The organism is Burkholderia sp. AU33545, assembly GCF_020419685.1.
Taxonomy (GTDB): Bacteria; Pseudomonadota; Gammaproteobacteria; order Burkholderiales; family Burkholderiaceae; genus Burkholderia; species Burkholderia diffusa.
This window is the reverse complement of record NZ_JAIZRQ010000002.1, coordinates 284,786-300,692: the sequence shown is the minus strand read 5'-3', so window position 1 is coordinate 300,692 and position 15,907 is coordinate 284,786. Positions and strand designations below refer to the sequence as shown.

Genomic DNA, 15,907 nt, shown 5'->3' with positions numbered 1-15,907 from the left:
CTCAGGATTCGAATTGGTCGAACGTGCGCTGCAGTTCGCGATTGCGCGCGACGCGCCGGTCGACCGCGGGACCGAGGCGGTCGACCACGGCGGTGATCAGCAGGTTGAACAGGCAGGTGAGCGGCGCGAGCGAATCCCAGAACTGGCCGACGTCGGTCTTCACCTGCAGCAGGTCGGCCGGCCATTCGCGCGCCCACGGGCAATACAGATCGGTGACCAGCGCGAACGGCTGGCCGCGTTCGGCGGCGGCCTGGCAATAGCGGCGCGCGCTGCGCGAATACGCGCGCGTGTCGGTGACGATGCAGTACGGCCGTTCGAACTCGGAATTCAGCGAATCGACGTACGAGCCCGACTGGCCGTCGGAATAGAACACGCGTGGGCGCAGGTATTCGAGATAGCTGCTGAACGCATTGCTGATGCCGCGGGTCGACTGGATGCCGAGGATGAATACGGCATCGGCATGCGCGATCCGGTCCGCGACCTGCGCGAACACCGGTTCTTCGGCGAGCCGGTACACGTGGCGGATCGCGTCGAGCTCGCGGTCGAGCGACGACGCGAGCGTGCCGCTGCTGCGATCGCTGTCGCCTTCGCCGGCGGTCGTTTGCGTGGCGGCGGCGCGGCGGTACTCGTCGAGGCGGTCGGTGATCATCCATGGACGATCGCCGTCGCCACGCAGTTCGCGTTTCAGGTCGTCGAGATTCCGGTAACCGACGCTGCGCAGGAACCGCCCGACCGAAATGCCGCTGGTGCCGGTCTGCTGCGCGATCTGGTCGGCGGTTTCGAGGCCGAGCCGATCGAGGTTCGCGAGCATGTAGCTCGCGATACGCTTCGCGGTCGGCGTCAGATCGGCAAAGCGGGATTCGACGGTATGGGCGAATGCACAGGTCATCGGGCTGTTAGATCGTTGTCATTGGATGATTCTTTGACATCTATCTAACAAAGCCAAAATCATTGGCGCCAGCGAATAAAAACTATCGTTTGCCAGAGGATGATAGGGGTGGACGTGCGCGTCCGACGAGAGGATCGCGATGGGCAACGGAGAAATTGTTCCTGTCACGCATAATTCGCGTTCATGCCTGACAGGGATAATTTGCCGGGGCGCTTCGCCGCGCGGCGCCTCGACGACATGCCGCGCGCTCGAAGCCGGGCACGCAAGCGTTCGACGCGTTGCCCATCGACTACTGCTGCATGTCCGACGTCTCGCGCAGCCGCCAGATCGCATTGCACTGCTGGCCGCCGAGGCTCGTCGAGCGCAGCGTGATGACGGTGCCGGCCGCGATCTGATACCAGAAATGCGTCATCAGTTCGGTGCCCTTGCTCTGCGCCTGTCCATCGATCAGCACCTCGCATCGCAGCGGCGACGGCGTGCCGGACGGATGCGTGATGTACACGTTCAGTCGCGCGATGTCGCGGGTCGCGGTCAACATGATCTCGTGGTTCGCGCTGCCGACGAGCATCGTGCCGCCCGGTTCGTCGATCGCCTGCAGGTACGCGCCCGCGCTGCGCTCGACCGCGGCGGAAGTGACGGTCAGCCCGGCCGAACGCACGAACCCGGTCGCGGCGATGCTGGCGGCGGCCGTGTCGGATGGCGACGGCGTGCCGTCCGACAGCGCGAACGGCACGCCGTCGCGCAATGCGGCGTCGACGTGGTTCGCGTAGTAGCGCCAGCGGTCGAGGAAGCGAATGTCGCCGGTCATGTGCAGCGCGCGGATCGGTTCGCCCTGATAGCGCAGCGTCGTGGTGCCGTTGCTCGCGTCGAACGATTCGTGAATGCCGTTCTTGCTGACGAAGTTCTGGACCGGGTCGAGCAACGCGGTTTCGCCGCGTGCGCCCCACAGGTGCAGGAACGTCGTGTCGATCCCGAAGCATTCCTGGAAGTCGGTGCCGATGCGGGCGACGCAGTCGCGCAGGTGCGCCGCGAAGCGCGCCCACGCGGTGGCCGTGCCGGCGACGAGTCCGGCCTGTAGCGCACCGCCGTGACGCGTCCGCACCTCGTCGACGACGAGGCGCCAATGCTCGTCGCGCCGCTCACCGATCAGCGGCGTGACCACGAACGTGCAGAACAGCGGGTCGGGGCACGCATACAGGCGATCGTCGGCGATCCGGGAGAACAGGTCGAAGGAGGGCGCGCAGAACCAGATGTCCGCGTCGTACAGCGCGAGTTTCGTGATGTGCGGATTGCGCGCGCAATAGCCGGCGGCCTCGATGAAGCGGCCGACCGGGAGCGCATGCGCGCTCGACGCTTCGATCACGTCGACCGACTGGCTTTCCAGGATGCGCCGCTTGTGCTCGGACAGCCCGTAGCCGATGACGGCCACCTGTCCGTCGTAACCCGTGTGCCGCAGCGACAGCAGGAACGGCACGAGCATCTCGTACCACGCGCGGTTGTTGTCGTTGATCGCCACGCAGACCGCGTGCCCGTTCGAATGCATGGTGCCTCCCGTCGCGCGTGCGCGGCTCAATAGCCGACGTGACGCTCGCAGACGACCGCGCCGCAGCCGCGGCTGTCGTGATACGTGATGTGAAACTGCTTGTTGTCCCACAGCCATTGGAATACGGCCTGGTAGACACCCGACGTGTTCATGTCGTGCAGTACGATCTTCTTGCGCGCGAGCGGGCCGAACCGGTTCAGTTCGGCGAGCGTCTGCTCGTACGTGTGCGTGGTGTCGATGAACAGCAGGTCGGATGCAAGCGGCTCCATCGCGAGATCGTCGGCGATCCTGAATTCGAAGTCGATCTCCAGTTCATTCGCCGCGTGCTTCAGCTCATTCTGGATGTGGAAATACTGATCGGTGATGTCGACCGACACCAGCCGCTTCGGCTGCGCGAGCATGAAGGCCGTCGTGGTCAGGCCGGTGAATACGCCCAGCTCGACGACGCTGTCGCATCCTTCCGCAGTGCGGGTGTAGAAGTCGAAGCGCGACGGGCTGTCGCCGAGCCAGCCGATCGGTTCGATCTTGTACTGGAGAAATTCCAGGCGCAGTTCTTGTAATGAGCGCATTGCGTGGTCCCCGAGCGAAGCATATTGGATGATGGATGCACCCGCGCGCCGGCGTCGCCGGCCGCGCGGGCAGCCGGCCTTATTTTGCCAGCGTCCGGTACGACACGAGGTCGTTGATCGGCCCGATCTCCGGCCCGGTCGTGCCGGGGCGCGTCGCGACCTGCACGACCTTCTCGAACATGATGACGAACGGCGAGTTCGCGAGCACGGCCTTCTGCAGCGCCTCGTAACGCTGCGCGCGCTTCGCGGGCGACGGCTCGACGAGCGCGGCCTCGGTATCCTTCGTCAGTTGCGGGATGTCCCAGCTGTTGCGCCATGCGAGCATCTTCGTCTTCGACTGGTCGGAATTGTCAGGATTCCAGGCGAAGCCGCGCGCGTTGCTGTTCGGGTCCATGTAATCCGGCGACCATTCGCCGATGAAGATGTCGTGCTGGCGCGCGCGGTACTTGCCGATCGCCTGCTTCGCATCGCCCGGAATCAGCTTCACGCGGATGCCGCCCTGCGCGAAGTTCGCCTGGAGTGCCTGTGCGATCTCGAGGTACGGATAATCGTTCGGCATGTCCATCGTCACGTCGAATCCGTTCGGCAAGCCGGCTTTCGCGAGCAGCGCCTTCGCCTTTGCGACGTTGAGCTTGTAGGGGTTCGAATTCAGCGTGCCGAGGAAGCCTTCGGGCAGGAAGGTCTCGTGCACTTTGTATGTCGTGCTGACGATGTTGCGCTGGATGCCGTCGTAGTCGACCAGCCACTTCATCGCCTGTTGCACGTCGGGTTTCGCGAGATTCGGGTTCTTCGTATTCAGGCTCAGGTACAGCAGCGCGGACACCGGCCACGACGCGACCTTGATCTTGCCGGCCTTGGTCAGCGAGGCGAGGCTGTCGGGGCTCAGGTTGCGCGCGGCGTCGACGTCGCCGTTTTCCAGCAGCAACCGCTGCGCGGATGCCTCGGGCACGTGGCGCAGCACGACGCGTTTCATCGGGTACGGCGCGCGGTACTTGTCGAAACGCTGCAGCACGATGCTTTCGTTCGGCGTCCACTTGACGAGCTGGTACGGGCCCGAGCCCGCGTCGTTGGTCTTCAGCCAGGCGCTGCCGAAATCGCTGCCCTGCTGGTGCGACATCAGCAGCTTCTTGTCGAGCACCGACGCCGGACACGCGCTCAGCACGTTGAGCACGAAGCTCGGTGCGTACTTGTGGTCGGTTTCGAGCACGAAGGTCTGCGGGTCGACCGCGCGTACCTTCTGCATCACGTTCGCCTTCGTGAGGCCGAGATCGGCGAGCACGCCGGCCGGGCCCTTGTCGAGCAGGATGGTGCGCTGCAGCGACCACGCGACGTCGTCGGCGGTGACCGGGTTGCCGGAGTGGAACGTGAGACCGGGGCGCAGCTTGAACGTGTACGTGACGCCGTCGGCGCCGACCGACCAGGATTGCGCGATCTGTCCGTCGAAGCGCGTCGGGTCCTTCAGGTCGACCCGCACGAGCCGTTCGTAGGTGTTCGCGACGTACTCGGACGGCACGAGCTCGTAGATTTCGCTCGGATCGAGGGTCGTGAATTCGCCGAGCTGGGTGGCGACGACGAAGATGCCGGGCGGCGTCGCGGCCTGCGCCGGCAGCGCCGGAACAAGCGCGGCGAGCGCGGCGCTGACGAACAGCCGGGACAGCAGGTGCTTCATGCGGGCTCCGTGGAAAGGGAATCGTGGTGCGATTCTCTCATCGACGGCGGCCCGGATGAAAAAATTCGACGGACGCGCATGATGGCGCCCGGGTGACGTGGCTTGCGGGCCGGGCGGAGCGCCCGGCGCCGGTGGCGGTCAGATCACGCAGCGCGCGATCGCGAAGCGCATCGCTTCCTCGGCCGGCTCGCTGCCCGAGCCGCGCACGACCTTGACGACGGACCCGTTGCCCGACGGCGTGAGCGTGACGAAATACGAGCGCGACCCGACGGTGATGTCGGTCACGCCGTTGTGCTGCGACTGCGCGGTGCCGGACAGGCGGCTGTCGAGGCAGTTGGCGATCGCGTGGGCCGGGCGCGCGGACGACACGTAGATCATCGGTGCCGAGCCGGACGCGGCCGAATCGGACGAGGGCGCCGAGCCGCAGGCGGCGAGCAGGGCGGCGGGAAGGAGCAGCAGGAATCGTTTCATGATCGGGATCGTCGTGTGTCTCGTGTCGAGGCTGGGGCGCGGGGTACGCGAAACGCGGAGCTTCGCGACGAAACCGCCGGAATCGTGCCGTTGTCGACGGTCGATGCGGGTGGCGGCTGACGTCGAAGTATACCTGCGGCACTTGACGCGAACGGCCTGCTGAAACGATTCGATACAACAACAAGCACCCGCTGCCGCACGGCGGCAGCGGGCGTTTCAAGCGATGGCGAATCGACGCTTGCCGGCGTTACTGGCCGATCTTGTGGCTGACCGCGTTTTCCTGCTGGTTCAGCACGTGCTTTTCGCCCTGCGTAATGTGACCGCGATCCTGCGCGGCCATGTCCCGCTCTTCCTGGCGGATTTTTCGGTCGTCACGGTGCAGGCGCGCGGCCTGGGCGTGCGACATCTCGCCTTCCTTCACTTCGTGACGGATCCGGCGATTCTGGTTGGCGAGGCGCTGGTTGACCTCCTCGCGGCGCGGATGCGCTTGCTGCCACGGCGTTTCGGCGAACGCGGTGCCGGTCAGTACCGACATCAGGGTGGCGGCGATCGTGAGATGGCGGGTAAGGGCTCGCATGACGTTTTCTCCTGTCGTTGCGCGTCACGAAACGTGCGCGCTTGTGGAAAAAACGCTGTGCGCCCCCCGGCTGTTGACGTTTCCGGCTGTATCGATTGCAAGTCTTCATTACAGCGGCCAGGCCGGCCGAGCATGCGTCGCGCGTCGGCAGCGTCGGCCCGTCAGGTGAGCCGATACGCGGGGCTCGGCGTCACTTCGGCCGGCAGCGGTTCGCGGTTCAGTTCGAGCAGCGTGCGCTCGATCGTTCGCGTCATTGCATCGAGCGCGAGCTGGTTCGGTCCGTCGCCGAACGGCTCGGCGATCGCATGCGCGATCGCGTCGAGCGCGATCAGCGTATAGGCGACGAACACGGTGACGAACGGTGTCGCCGCGCCGATCGAATCGACGAGACCGAACGGCAGCAGCGCGCAGTACGCGTAGATGGTCCGGTGCAGCAGCACGTCGTACGAGAACGGGATCGGCGTCGAGGCGATGCGCTCGCAGCCGCTCACCATCGACACGAGATCGTCGAGGCGCACGTCGAGCATCCACAGCCGGGTATCGGCGAGATGGCCCGCGTCGGCGCGCGCGGCGAATGCTTCGCGTAGTTCATGGACGATCGCGATCGGTGCAAACCGGGCGGCGACGATGCGCGTATAGGTCGCGCCGTCGAGCAGCGTGCGCAGGTCCGCTGCAGGATCGGTGCCGCGCAGCTGATGCTTCAACGCATGGACGAACGCGACGACCTTGCGCACGAACGCCTGCCGTGCAGCGTCGTCGCCGTCGATCGCGCCGTAGCAGAGCGCCTGCGACACCAGCGTGCGCGTGGCGGTCAGCACGCCGCCCCACAGCTGCCGTCCCTCGCGATAGCGTTCGTAGCTCGCGTTGTTGCGAAACCCCGCGAAGATCGCGAGCGTGAGGCCGATCAGCGTGAACGGCGTCGGATTCAGCGGTACCTTCTCGCCGAGCAGGCGGCCGCCGCCCCATACCGCGACCAAGCTGATCGCGAGCGTCAGCGCGAGCTGCGGCAGGATGGTCGGCAGTACCGATCCGTTCCAGACGAGCAGCATCCGAAACCAGTGCTCGCGCGGCCGAACGATCATCGCGGCGCTCCGTCAGGCAGCGGCCGACGCCGGCGCGGCCGCGCGATGCAGCAGCACGGGCACCGACTTCGACGTCGGCGTGTTGCACACGTCGCCGACGCTGTCGAGCGGCACCAGCGGGTTCGTTTCCGGGTAGTACGCACCGATGCAGCCGCGCGGGATGTCGTATTCGACGAGCAGGAAACCGTCCGCGCGCCGCTCGATGCCGTCGTGCCACACGGTTTCCATGTCGACCCATTCGCCGGCCTTCAGGCCGAGCATCGCGAGGTCGTCGCGGTTGGCGAACACCACGCGGCGCTGGCCGAATACGCCGCGATAGCGGTCGTCGAGCCCGTAGACGGTCGTGTTGTACTGGTCGTGCGAACGCGTCGTCATCAGCGTCATCAGGCGCTCGCCGTGCAGTGCGCGGGCGCGCTGGATCGGCGTGTCGGTCGGCAGCGCATGCGCGATGAAGTTCGCCTTGCCCGTCGGCGTCAGCCATTCGCGGTCGCGCGACGCGACGCGCAGGTGGAAGCCGCCCGGCCGCGCGATGCGCGCGTTGTAGTCGTAGAAGCCGTCGACGGTCGCCTCGATCGCGTCACGGATCTTCGCGTAGTCGTCCTTGTACGCGAGCCAGTCGATCTTGCCGCTGCCGAACAGCGCATGGCCGATGTGCGCGACGATCGCGGGCTCCGACATCAGGTTCGGCGACGCCGGCTTGTTCATCCCGTACGACACGTGGACCATGCTCATCGAATCCTCGACCGTCACGCCCTGCGCGCCGTTGTCCTGCAGGTCGATCTCGGTACGGCCGAGCGTCGGCAGGATCAGCGCGTCGCGGCCATGAATCAGGTGGCTGCGGTTCAGCTTCGTCGTGATGTGGACGGAGAGATCGCAGCGGCGCATGCCTTCCCACGTGCGTGGCGTGTCGGGCGTCGCCATCGCGAAGTTGCCGCCGAGGCCGATCAGCACCTTCACGTGGCCTTCGAGCATGCCTTCGATGGTTTCGACGACGTCGTAGCCGTGATGGCGCGGCGGCTCGAAGTCGAACACGTGGCCGAGCCGGTCGAGAAACGCCTGCGACGGTTTTTCCTCGATGCCGACCGTGCGGTTGCCCTGCACGTTCGAGTGGCCGCGCACCGGGCACAGGCCCGCACCGGGGCGGCCGATGTTGCCGCGCATCAGCATCAGGTTCGTCAGCATCTGCACGGTCGCGACCGAATGCTTGTGCTGGGTGATGCCCATGCCCCAGGTCGCGATCACGCGTTCGCTGCGTGCATAAAGTTGCGCGAGGCTGTCGATCTGTTCGTACGGCACGCCGCTTTCGGCCGTCAGCGCGGACCAGCTTTCGTTGCGCAGATCTTCGGCGAACGCATCGAAGCCGGCCGTGTGCTCGCCGATGAACGCCGTGTCGAGCACACGCGGCGCACCGGTGGCGCGCGCGGCGTCGTCGAGTTCGAGCACGCGCTTCGCCATCCCCTTGATCAGCGCGAAATCGCCGCCGATCGTCGGCTGGATGAACGTCGACGCGATCTTCGTGCCCGACATCGTCAGCATCTCGAGCGGGCTTTGCGGATCGGCGAAACGCTCGAGTCCGCGTTCCTTCAGCGGGTTGATCGACACGATCGTCGCGCCGCGCTTCGCGCATTCGCGCAGCTCGCCCATCATCCGCGGATGGTTGGTTGCCGGATTCTGGCCGAATATGAGCAGCATGTCCGCGTGCTCGAAATCGTCGAGCGTGACGGTGCCCTTGCCGACGCCGACCGACGCCGGCAGCCCGCGGCTCGTCGCCTCGTGGCACATGTTCGAGCAGTCGGGGAAGTTGTTGGTGCCGTACAGCCGCACCAGCAGCTGATACAGGAACGCCGCCTCGTTGCTCGCGCGGCCGGACGTGTAGAACGCCGCCTGGTTCGGGTCCGGCAGCGCGCGCAGGTGGCGTGCGATCAGCGCGAACGCGTCGTCCCACGCGATCGGCACGTAGCGGTCGGTCCGCGCGTCGTACACCATCGGGTCGGTCAGGCGGCCGTGCTGTTCGAGTTCGAAATCCGACTGTTCGAGCAGCTCGGCGACGGTGTGCGCGGCGAAGAATTCGGGCGTCACGCGCTTGCTCGTCGCTTCGGCGGCCACGGCCTTCACGCCGTTCTCGCAGAATTCGAACGTCGAGGCATGCTGGCGGTCGGGCCACGCGCAGCCCGGGCAGTCGAAGCCGTCCGGCTGGTTCTGGCGCAGCAGCGTGCGGTAGTTGCCGCCGGCGACCTTTTCCTTGATCAGGTTGATCGTGACGGCTTTCAGCGCGCCCCAGCCGGCGGCCGGGTGGGTGTACGGTTCGATACGCGCGGCGGCGGATTTCTTTTTCATGATGCGTGTGTCGGGGTCGATGCACGGAGAGTACGCGCAGTGTTCCGGCCGCTGTGTGTACACCTTTCGTCTTCGAAAAAGAGTACAGTTGCGGCCAATCAGGCAGTGCGGACCGCAACTGTGTTGTTGAAGGGACGTTGAAAGGGAGGCGCGTGAAGCGTTACGAACAACTGGCCGACGATCTGCAGGCGCAGATCGAGCGCGGCGTGTACCGGCCTGGCGAGCGGATTCCGTCGGTGCGCCAGGCGAGCCGGCAGCAGCAGCTCAGCGTCACGACCGTGCTGCGCGCGTATCTCGTGCTCGAGAGCCGCGGGCTGATCGAGAGCCGGCCGCAGTCGGGCTATTTCGTGCGGGCGCGGGCCACGGCGCCGGCGGAGGCCGAGCTGCACGTGTCGGCGCCGGCCGACGAGCCGTCGGCGGTGGACGTGAGCCGGCTCGTGCTGTCGACGCTGCGCTCGATCGCGCGCGACGACGCGGTGCCGCTCGGTTCGCCGTATCCCGATGCGTCGCAGTTCCCGGTGCAGCGTCTTGCGCGCTACGCACAGGCGATCGGCCGGCGCCGCACGCGCTGGGGCGTGATCGACGACCTGCCGCCAGGCAACCAGGAGCTGATCCGCCAGATCGCGCGGCGCTACGCGGAGCGCGGGATCCCGGTCGAGCCGGGCGAGATCGTGATGACGATCGGTGCGACGGAGGCGATCAACCTGTGCCTGCAGGCCGTCGCAAAGCCCGGCGACACGATCGCGGTGGAGTCCCCGACGTTCTACGCGATGCTGCACGCGATCGAGCGCATGGGCATGCGTGCGCTCGAGGTGGCGACCCATCCGGGCGACGGCATCGATCTGGACGCGCTCGAACGGATCCTCGCGCGCGAGCGCATCGCCGCGTGCATGGTGATGCCGAATTTCCACAATCCGCTCGGCTTCCAGATGCCCGATGCGCGCAAGCGCGCGCTCGTCGAGCTGCTCGCGAAGCATGACGTGCCCGCGATCGAGAGCGACGTCTATCACGAGCTGCATTACGGCGACACGACGCCGAGTGCGCTGAAGTCGTACGACCGCGACGGGCTCGTGCTGCATTGCGCGTCGTTCACGAAGAGCCTGTCGCCGCGCTACCGGATCGGCTGGGCGATGCCCGGCCGCTACCGCGACCAGGTCGAGAAGCTGAAATTCCTGAACACGCTCGCGACGCCTGCGATCGAGCAGCTCGCGATCGCCGAATACCTGAAGCACGACGGCTACGATTTTCATCTGCGGCGGATGCGCAAGCAGTATGCGCAGCAGGCGAGCCTGATGAGCGCGATGGTGCGGCGCTTCTTCCCGGAAGGCACGCGATTGTCGCAGCCGCAGGGCGGGTATGTGCTGTGGGTCGAGCTGCCGCCGCAGGTCGACGCGATGAAGCTGTATGCGCTCGCGCTCGCGCAGGGGATCACGATCGGGCCCGGCCACATGTTCTCGGCGACCGCCGATTACCGGCACTTCATCCGGCTCAACTACAGCTATCCGTGGTCGCGGCAGATCGAGGATGCGCTGAAGGTGGTGGGGCGGCTCGCGTCCGAGTGTGCGGGGCGGTGAGCGGCGCCACGCGCGCGAGATGCCGGCGGCGACCCGTTGCAGGCCGCCGCGGCAAGCACTATCGCGCGTGCAGCGCCGGCATGTCGGCTTGCGCCGCGCCGGCCATCCGGCGCATGTCGAAGCCCGACGGATGCTGGTACACGCGCAGCCCGAATTCCGGCAGCACCGCGATCAGGTGATCGAACAGGTCGGACTGGATCGCCTCGTAGTCGACCCAGGTCGTCGTGTCGGTGAAGCAGTACAGTTCGAGCGGAATGCCCTCGGCCGTCAGCGGCAACTGGCGCGCCATGCACGTCATGTCGCGGCGGATCCGCGGATGGCCCTTCAGGTAGTTCGCGACGTACGCGCGGAACGTGCCGAGATTCGTGAGCTGACGGCGGTTCGCCTGGCATTCGCCGGCGGCACCGAGCGTGCCGTTCCATTGCGCGATCGCGTCGACCTTGTCTTCCAGGTAGTCCTTCAGGAGTGTCAGGCGTTCGAGCCGTTCGACCTCGTCGTTGCCGAGAAAGCGCACGCTCGTCGCGTCGACGAACAGCGCGCGCTTGATGCGGCGCCCGCCGGCCTCGGTCATCCCGCGCCAGTTCTGGTAGCTTTCGGTGATCAGCTTCCAGGTCGGCACCGTGATGATCGTGTGATCGAAGTTCGCAACCTTGACCGTGTTCAACGTGATGTCGATCACGGTGCCGTCCGCGCCGGCCGATGGCATCGTGATCCAGTCGCCGATCCGCAGCATGTCGTTCGACGACAGCTGCACGCCGGCGACGAGGCCGAGCAGCGTGTCCTTGAAGATCAGCATCAGCACCGCGGACATCGCGCCGATGCCCGACAGCAGCAGACCGATCTGCTTGCCGGTCGCGTCGCCGATCACGACGAGCGCGGCCGTGATGAACATCACGAGCTTGACGAGCTGCATCGCGCCTTTCAGCGACAGGCGCGGCTGGTCGCGCCGGCTCGTGCGATGCGTGTGCTCGAGCGCGGACAGCGTCGCGCTGATCGTCATCGACACCAGGAACACGATCAGCGCGAACAGCACCTTGTCGGCGGTTTGAGCGGCCACGGCGGGGATGCCGGGCACCGCGCCGAGCCCGAGCTTGATCACGACGAACGGCACGATGCGGTTCAGCCACTTGAATGCGCCGAACTCGAACAGCGCGTCGTCGATGCGGGTGGCCGACAGCCGCGCAAGACGCGCGACCACGCGGAACAGCAGGAAATGGGCGGTGGCCGTGATCGCGCCGGCGGCGGCGAGCAGGATGAGGATGCCGACGAGCGGCGCAAACCAGGATTCGTTCAGGGTCATAAGGGCAGACAGGGTCCTTCTCGTGCGTTGAATCTGCGCCGCGATGCGGCGCGCGCCCGCTGAAGGGCACATGAAAGGGACCGTGATTGTGCCATCGGGTTCCGCCCGGATGCCGCAAATGCATGACGTAGGGCTCCGGAACATTTTCACCGTTACGTCGCACTGCCTTGTTTTCATGCCGGGCAACACACTGCGCGCTTGCCATGCAATGCCCCCTCGGGGCACGTGTCGCGTAGCGGCAAGCGGGGTAGAAGGCTAGGCGGCCGCGCGCATGCGTGCGAAGCCGTTGCGCAGGTGGCGGCCCAGTTCCGCCGCAGCCGGCGTGGGCTCGCCGCGCGGCAGATGGAGGTTGATCGCGAAATTCGGCAGCGCGGGCAGGCCGCTGTCGGCGGGCAGGATGTCGAGATCGACCGGTACGGTGGACGCGAGCCAGACGGTCACCGCCAGATCGGAGCGCACGGTCGCGGCCGTTGCGTCGATGCTGCCGTTCTCGAACACCGTGCGCCATGCGCGGTCGCAGGCACGCAGTGCGTCGAGCACGGTCGGGCGGAACGCGCAGGTCCGGTCGACCATCGACACGGGCAGCGGTGTCTGCAGATGGGCGCTGCCACCTTTTGCGCCGACCCAGACCAGACGGTCGACGGCGACGCATTCGCCGCGCGACGGGCCGACCGGCGCCTCGATCAACGCGACATCGATCTCGCCCTGCCTGAGCGCCTTGCGCAGTTCGGGCGACGCCGCGCACACGAGCGACAGCGCGACTTGCGGATGCGCGTGCGCATAGCCTTTCAGGATCGGCGCGAGACAGCTGCCGACGAGATCCTGCGGCGCGCCGATGCGCACGGCGCCTTCCATCGCGCCGGCCGTCATGTCGGTCAGCAGCGCGTCGTGCGCGGCGAGCAGCCGGCGCGCCTGCGCGAGCAGACGCTCGCCGTCCGCGGTGAGCAGCAGGTTGCGATGCTCGCGCACGAACAGCGGGCCGGACAGCATTTCGAGCCGCGCGACCTGCTGGCTGACCGCGCCTTGCGTCAGATGCAGCGCGCGGCTCGCCGCCGTCATGCTGCCGTGATCGGCGACCGTGACGAAGGCGCGAAGCAGGGCGATGTCGAGGTTGCGTACCATAGGTCGCATTATGAATGCTAATGGAAGGCATAAAAAGCCTTCGCTTTCGTAATGCGTGGATCGCGGGTAAAACCGGGCTTCGACGACCATGACCGGAGGCCCGCGTGCCGCTTCAAGACTACTTGCCGCTGATGTTGTTCGTGATCGTGTCCACGGTGACGCCGGGTGGCGCGACAACGCTGGCGACAGCATCGGGCGCGCATTTCGGCTATCGGCGTTCGTTGCCGATGATGGCGGGCATCGCGGCCGGCCTGGCATCGATGGCCGCCGCCGCCGCGGCCGGGCTCGGCAGCGTGTTGCTGGCGCTGCCTGCGCTGCAACTCGGGATGAAGGTGCTCGGCTCGCTGTACCTGCTGTGGCTGGCCACGCGGATCGCGCGCGGCGGCAAGCCCGGCGTCGACGCGGCCGTGCATCGGCCGCAAGGGTTCGTCAGCGGCGTCTGGATGCTGTGGCACAACCCGAAGGGCTGGGCGATGACGCTCGGCGCGGCCGCGTCGTTCGCCGCGCTGGCGTCCGGCCCCGTGAGGCTCGGGGTATTGATCGGGCTGGCATTCGGCGTGGCGGCGATGGCGTCGCTGTCGCTCTGGTGTTGTGCCGGGCTGCTGTTCGCGCGCGTGCTGCGCACGGAGCGGCAGTGGCGTTGCGTGAATGCCGGGTTGGGCATCCTGCTCGCGGCGTCGATCGTGCCGATGTGGTTGCAGTAGCGGCGCCACGCGCGGCGCGGCCCCGGCATTCAGCGCGAACCGGCCCGCGCGGCCCCCGCCGGCCGTCCGCCCGCGCCGCTCGACCATCGCGGCAGCCGCAGCGTCGTCACGAAGCTCGCCGCATGCAGTGCGCAAAGCAGGCCGAACGCCCACGCGTAGGCGGCCCCGTGCGTGCCGCCGGTCGACACGGATTCGGCCTGCAGCCGCCATGCGAGAAGCAGCGTGCAGATCGTCGTGAACGTCGGGCCGCCGAGGCGCTGGACGATATTGAGCGACGTCGTCGCCATCGGCAGGTTGCGCCGTTCGACCGACGCATACGCGGCGGAAATCGACGGTGCGCCGATCGCGCTCTGGCCCATCCCGCGCAGAAACAGCGCAGGCACCAGCACGTAGGGATCGTAGCCGGCCAGCGCGAGATACACGAACGGCAGCGTCGCGGCGAGCGCGAGCAGCGCGCCGGCGGCGGCCAGCCGGCGCACGCCGAACCGGCCGGTCAGCGCGCCCATCGACGGATAGGTGACGAGCATGCCGAGCCCGAGCGGCGCCAGCAGCCAGCCCATTTCGCCGGGGGAGCGGCCGCACGCTTCGATCAGGAACACCGGAATCAGCATCTGGCCCGCGTAGATCGCGCCGTTGGACAGGAACTGCGTGGCAGCGGCCGCGCTGAATACGCGCGAGCGAAACAGCGCGAGGTCGATCAGCGCATGCTCGCCCTTGCGCCGCGCGACGCACAGGAACGCGGCGAGCAGCAGCACCGAACCCGCGATCGCGGCGATGCCGGGCACCGCGTCGATGCGCTCGGCGCCATACAGGAACAGCACGAGCGCCGGCGACAGCAGCGCGAGGCCGACCCAGTCGAGTTCGCGCCGCTGCGTTTGCTCGCGGTCGCCGGGCAGGAACCACACGGCCAGCGCAAGCGCCAGTGCACCGACCGGCAGATTCACAAGAAACAGCCAGCGCCATGATGCGTGCTGCAGGATTGCACCGGCGATGACGGGCCCGAGGATCGGCGCGATCAGCACGGGCACCGCCGCGTAACCGATCACGCGCGCCATCTGCTGGCCGGCCACGCGCGCGATCATCATCTGCGCCATCGGCGCGAGCAGCCCGCCGCTGACGCCCTGGAGCACGCGGAATGCGATCAGCGACGGCGCGGACCACGCGAGCCCGCACAGCGCGGACGTCAGCGTGAACGCGGCGAAACACCACAGGTATAGCGCCTTCGCGCCGATGCGGTCGACCAGCCAGCCGTTCAGCGGCAACACCAGCGTGAGGGCGAGCAGGTAGGCGCTCGTCACCCACTGGATCGTCGACAGGCTCGCGTGCAGGTCGGTCGCGAGGCTTGCCAGCGATACGTTGACGATCGTCGCGTCGAGTTGCGACAGCAGCGAGCCGAGCGTTGCGACCGCGCTGACTTTCCAGATCGATGGATCGAGCCGGCCGGCCGCGTGGCCCGGCACCCGCTGAGCGCGTTTGTCGCTCACGCGCCGCGCCGGTCGAGCAGCGCGAGGATTTCTTGCGTCGGGCCCGTCTCGCCTAGACGCGGGAACAGCCGTTCGACGCTGTTCGTGTGCGCGTCGGCGTTGAGGTCGGTCATCGCGTCGACCGCGAGCGTCACGTTGTAGCCGAGCTCGTGCGCCTGGCGGGCCGTCGATTCGACGCCGATGCTCGTCGCGATGCCGGTCAGCACGATCTGTGTGACGCCGGCCGCTTTCAGGTGCGCGTCGAGACCGGTGCCGGTAAACGCGCCCCAGGTCTTCTTCGTCACGATATGGTCGCTCGGCTGGCGGTTCAGTTCGGGCAGAAGATCGGTCCAGTCGGCGGGAAGGGCATCCACACGCACCTGCTGCTGCGTGCGGCCCGGCGCGCTGCCGGCGACGTTGACGAGCACGACGGGCAGGCCGCGGCTACGGAAGGCGTCGAGCAGTTCGCGCGCACGCTCGATCACCGGTGCGACCGGGTGGGCGGTGGGCAGCGCAACGATGCCCTTCTGCAGGTCGATGACGACGAGCGCCGTTTGCGTGTCGAGACGGGTTGTGCTCATGGCGTGATGCTCCGTGAATTGGGCGA

General features: G+C 67.2%; 14 protein-coding genes. 2 read left to right on the top strand and 12 right to left on the bottom strand.

Annotation, left to right across the window (positions count from 1 at the left end; all coding sequences use genetic code 11):
• Window position 1: 1 nt before the first annotated feature.
• The 8 genes from sapR to LGM71_RS07165 form a co-directional block, all read right to left on the bottom strand.
• Entirely contained in the window at window positions 2–889 is an 888-nt protein-coding gene (gene sapR, locus LGM71_RS07200) for a sap1 transcriptional regulator SapR (RefSeq protein ID WP_124623077.1), read from the bottom strand.
• 289 nt (window positions 890–1,178) lie between these two features.
• Window positions 1,179–2,432, bottom strand: coding sequence for a hypothetical protein (locus LGM71_RS07195; protein WP_226114436.1), 1,254 nt, complete (start codon window positions 2,430–2,432; stop codon window positions 1,179–1,181).
• 26 nt (window positions 2,433–2,458) lie between these two features.
• Complete coding sequence (locus tag LGM71_RS07190; RefSeq protein WP_226114434.1) at window positions 2,459–3,001, bottom strand: class I SAM-dependent methyltransferase; 543 nt, start codon at window positions 2,999–3,001, stop codon at window positions 2,459–2,461.
• A gap of 79 nt (window positions 3,002–3,080) precedes the next feature.
• Window positions 3,081–4,670 (bottom strand): ABC transporter substrate-binding protein, encoded by a 1,590-nt coding sequence (locus tag LGM71_RS07185; protein ID WP_124623072.1) that lies wholly within the window; start codon window positions 4,668–4,670, stop codon window positions 3,081–3,083.
• 138 nt (window positions 4,671–4,808) lie between these two features.
• A complete protein-coding gene (locus tag LGM71_RS07180) occupies window positions 4,809–5,141 on the bottom strand; it encodes a hypothetical protein (RefSeq protein WP_059607188.1) in 333 nt (110 codons plus the stop codon).
• A gap of 247 nt (window positions 5,142–5,388) precedes the next feature.
• Entirely contained in the window at window positions 5,389–5,718 is a 330-nt protein-coding gene (locus tag LGM71_RS07175) for a hypothetical protein (protein WP_226114433.1), read from the bottom strand.
• Between the two features lie 161 nt (window positions 5,719–5,879).
• A complete protein-coding gene (locus LGM71_RS07170; RefSeq protein WP_124904133.1) occupies window positions 5,880–6,800 on the bottom strand; it encodes a bestrophin family protein in 921 nt (306 codons plus the stop codon).
• 12 nt (window positions 6,801–6,812) lie between these two features.
• Window positions 6,813–9,137, bottom strand: coding sequence for an FdhF/YdeP family oxidoreductase (locus tag LGM71_RS07165; RefSeq protein WP_226114431.1), 2,325 nt, complete (start codon window positions 9,135–9,137; stop codon window positions 6,813–6,815).
• A 152-nt stretch (window positions 9,138–9,289) separates the two neighbouring features.
• Between LGM71_RS07165 and LGM71_RS07160 the strand changes: the two genes are divergently transcribed.
• Window positions 9,290–10,711: a PLP-dependent aminotransferase family protein gene (locus tag LGM71_RS07160; protein ID WP_124623064.1), complete on the top strand. Its 1,422-nt coding sequence runs from the start codon at window positions 9,290–9,292 to the stop codon at window positions 10,709–10,711.
• 58 nt (window positions 10,712–10,769) lie between these two features.
• Here LGM71_RS07160 and LGM71_RS07155 read toward each other — a convergent pair whose 3' ends face one another.
• Window positions 10,770–12,011, bottom strand: coding sequence for a mechanosensitive ion channel family protein (locus tag LGM71_RS07155; protein WP_226114428.1), 1,242 nt, complete (start codon window positions 12,009–12,011; stop codon window positions 10,770–10,772).
• Window positions 12,012–12,266: 255 nt separating this feature from the next.
• Window positions 12,267–13,142: a LysR substrate-binding domain-containing protein gene (locus LGM71_RS07150; RefSeq protein WP_151048784.1), complete on the bottom strand. Its 876-nt coding sequence runs from the start codon at window positions 13,140–13,142 to the stop codon at window positions 12,267–12,269.
• Between the two features lie 95 nt (window positions 13,143–13,237).
• On the opposite strand from LGM71_RS07150, the gene LGM71_RS07145 reads away from it, so the two are divergent.
• Window positions 13,238–13,837, top strand: a complete 600-nt coding sequence (locus LGM71_RS07145; protein WP_226114426.1) for a LysE family translocator — start codon at window positions 13,238–13,240, stop codon at window positions 13,835–13,837.
• A 29-nt stretch (window positions 13,838–13,866) separates the two neighbouring features.
• Here LGM71_RS07145 and LGM71_RS07140 read toward each other — a convergent pair whose 3' ends face one another.
• Window positions 13,867–15,321 carry a DHA2 family efflux MFS transporter permease subunit gene (locus LGM71_RS07140; protein ID WP_226114424.1) on the bottom strand — a complete coding sequence of 485 codons (1,455 nt, stop codon included), beginning with the start codon at window positions 15,319–15,321 and terminating at the stop codon, window positions 13,867–13,869.
• Entirely contained in the window at window positions 15,318–15,881 is a 564-nt protein-coding gene (locus tag LGM71_RS07135) for an isochorismatase family protein (RefSeq protein WP_226114423.1), read from the bottom strand. The genes LGM71_RS07140 and LGM71_RS07135 overlap by 4 nt, the downstream gene beginning before the upstream one ends.
• Between the last annotated feature and the right edge of the window lie 26 nt (window positions 15,882–15,907).

Coding starts and splice junctions, on each gene's coding strand:
- sapR (WP_124623077.1), bottom strand. CDS start 889: ATGACCTGTGCATTCGCCCATACCGTCGAATCCCGCTTTGCCGATCTG.
- LGM71_RS07195 (WP_226114436.1), bottom strand. CDS start 2,432: ATGCATTCGAACGGGCACGCGGTCTGCGTGGCGATCAACGACAACAAC.
- LGM71_RS07190 (WP_226114434.1), bottom strand. CDS start 3,001: ATGCGCTCATTACAAGAACTGCGCCTGGAATTTCTCCAGTACAAGATC.
- LGM71_RS07185 (WP_124623072.1), bottom strand. CDS start 4,670: ATGAAGCACCTGCTGTCCCGGCTGTTCGTCAGCGCCGCGCTCGCCGCG.
- LGM71_RS07180 (WP_059607188.1), bottom strand. CDS start 5,141: ATGAAACGATTCCTGCTGCTCCTTCCCGCCGCCCTGCTCGCCGCCTGC.
- LGM71_RS07175 (WP_226114433.1), bottom strand. CDS start 5,718: ATGCGAGCCCTTACCCGCCATCTCACGATCGCCGCCACCCTGATGTCG.
- LGM71_RS07170 (WP_124904133.1), bottom strand. CDS start 6,800: ATGATCGTTCGGCCGCGCGAGCACTGGTTTCGGATGCTGCTCGTCTGG.
- LGM71_RS07165 (WP_226114431.1), bottom strand. CDS start 9,137: ATGAAAAAGAAATCCGCCGCCGCGCGTATCGAACCGTACACCCACCCG.
- LGM71_RS07155 (WP_226114428.1), bottom strand. CDS start 12,011: ATGACCCTGAACGAATCCTGGTTTGCGCCGCTCGTCGGCATCCTCATC.
- LGM71_RS07150 (WP_151048784.1), bottom strand. CDS start 13,142: ATGCGACCTATGGTACGCAACCTCGACATCGCCCTGCTTCGCGCCTTC.
- LGM71_RS07135 (WP_226114423.1), bottom strand. CDS start 15,881: ATGAGCACAACCCGTCTCGACACGCAAACGGCGCTCGTCGTCATCGAC.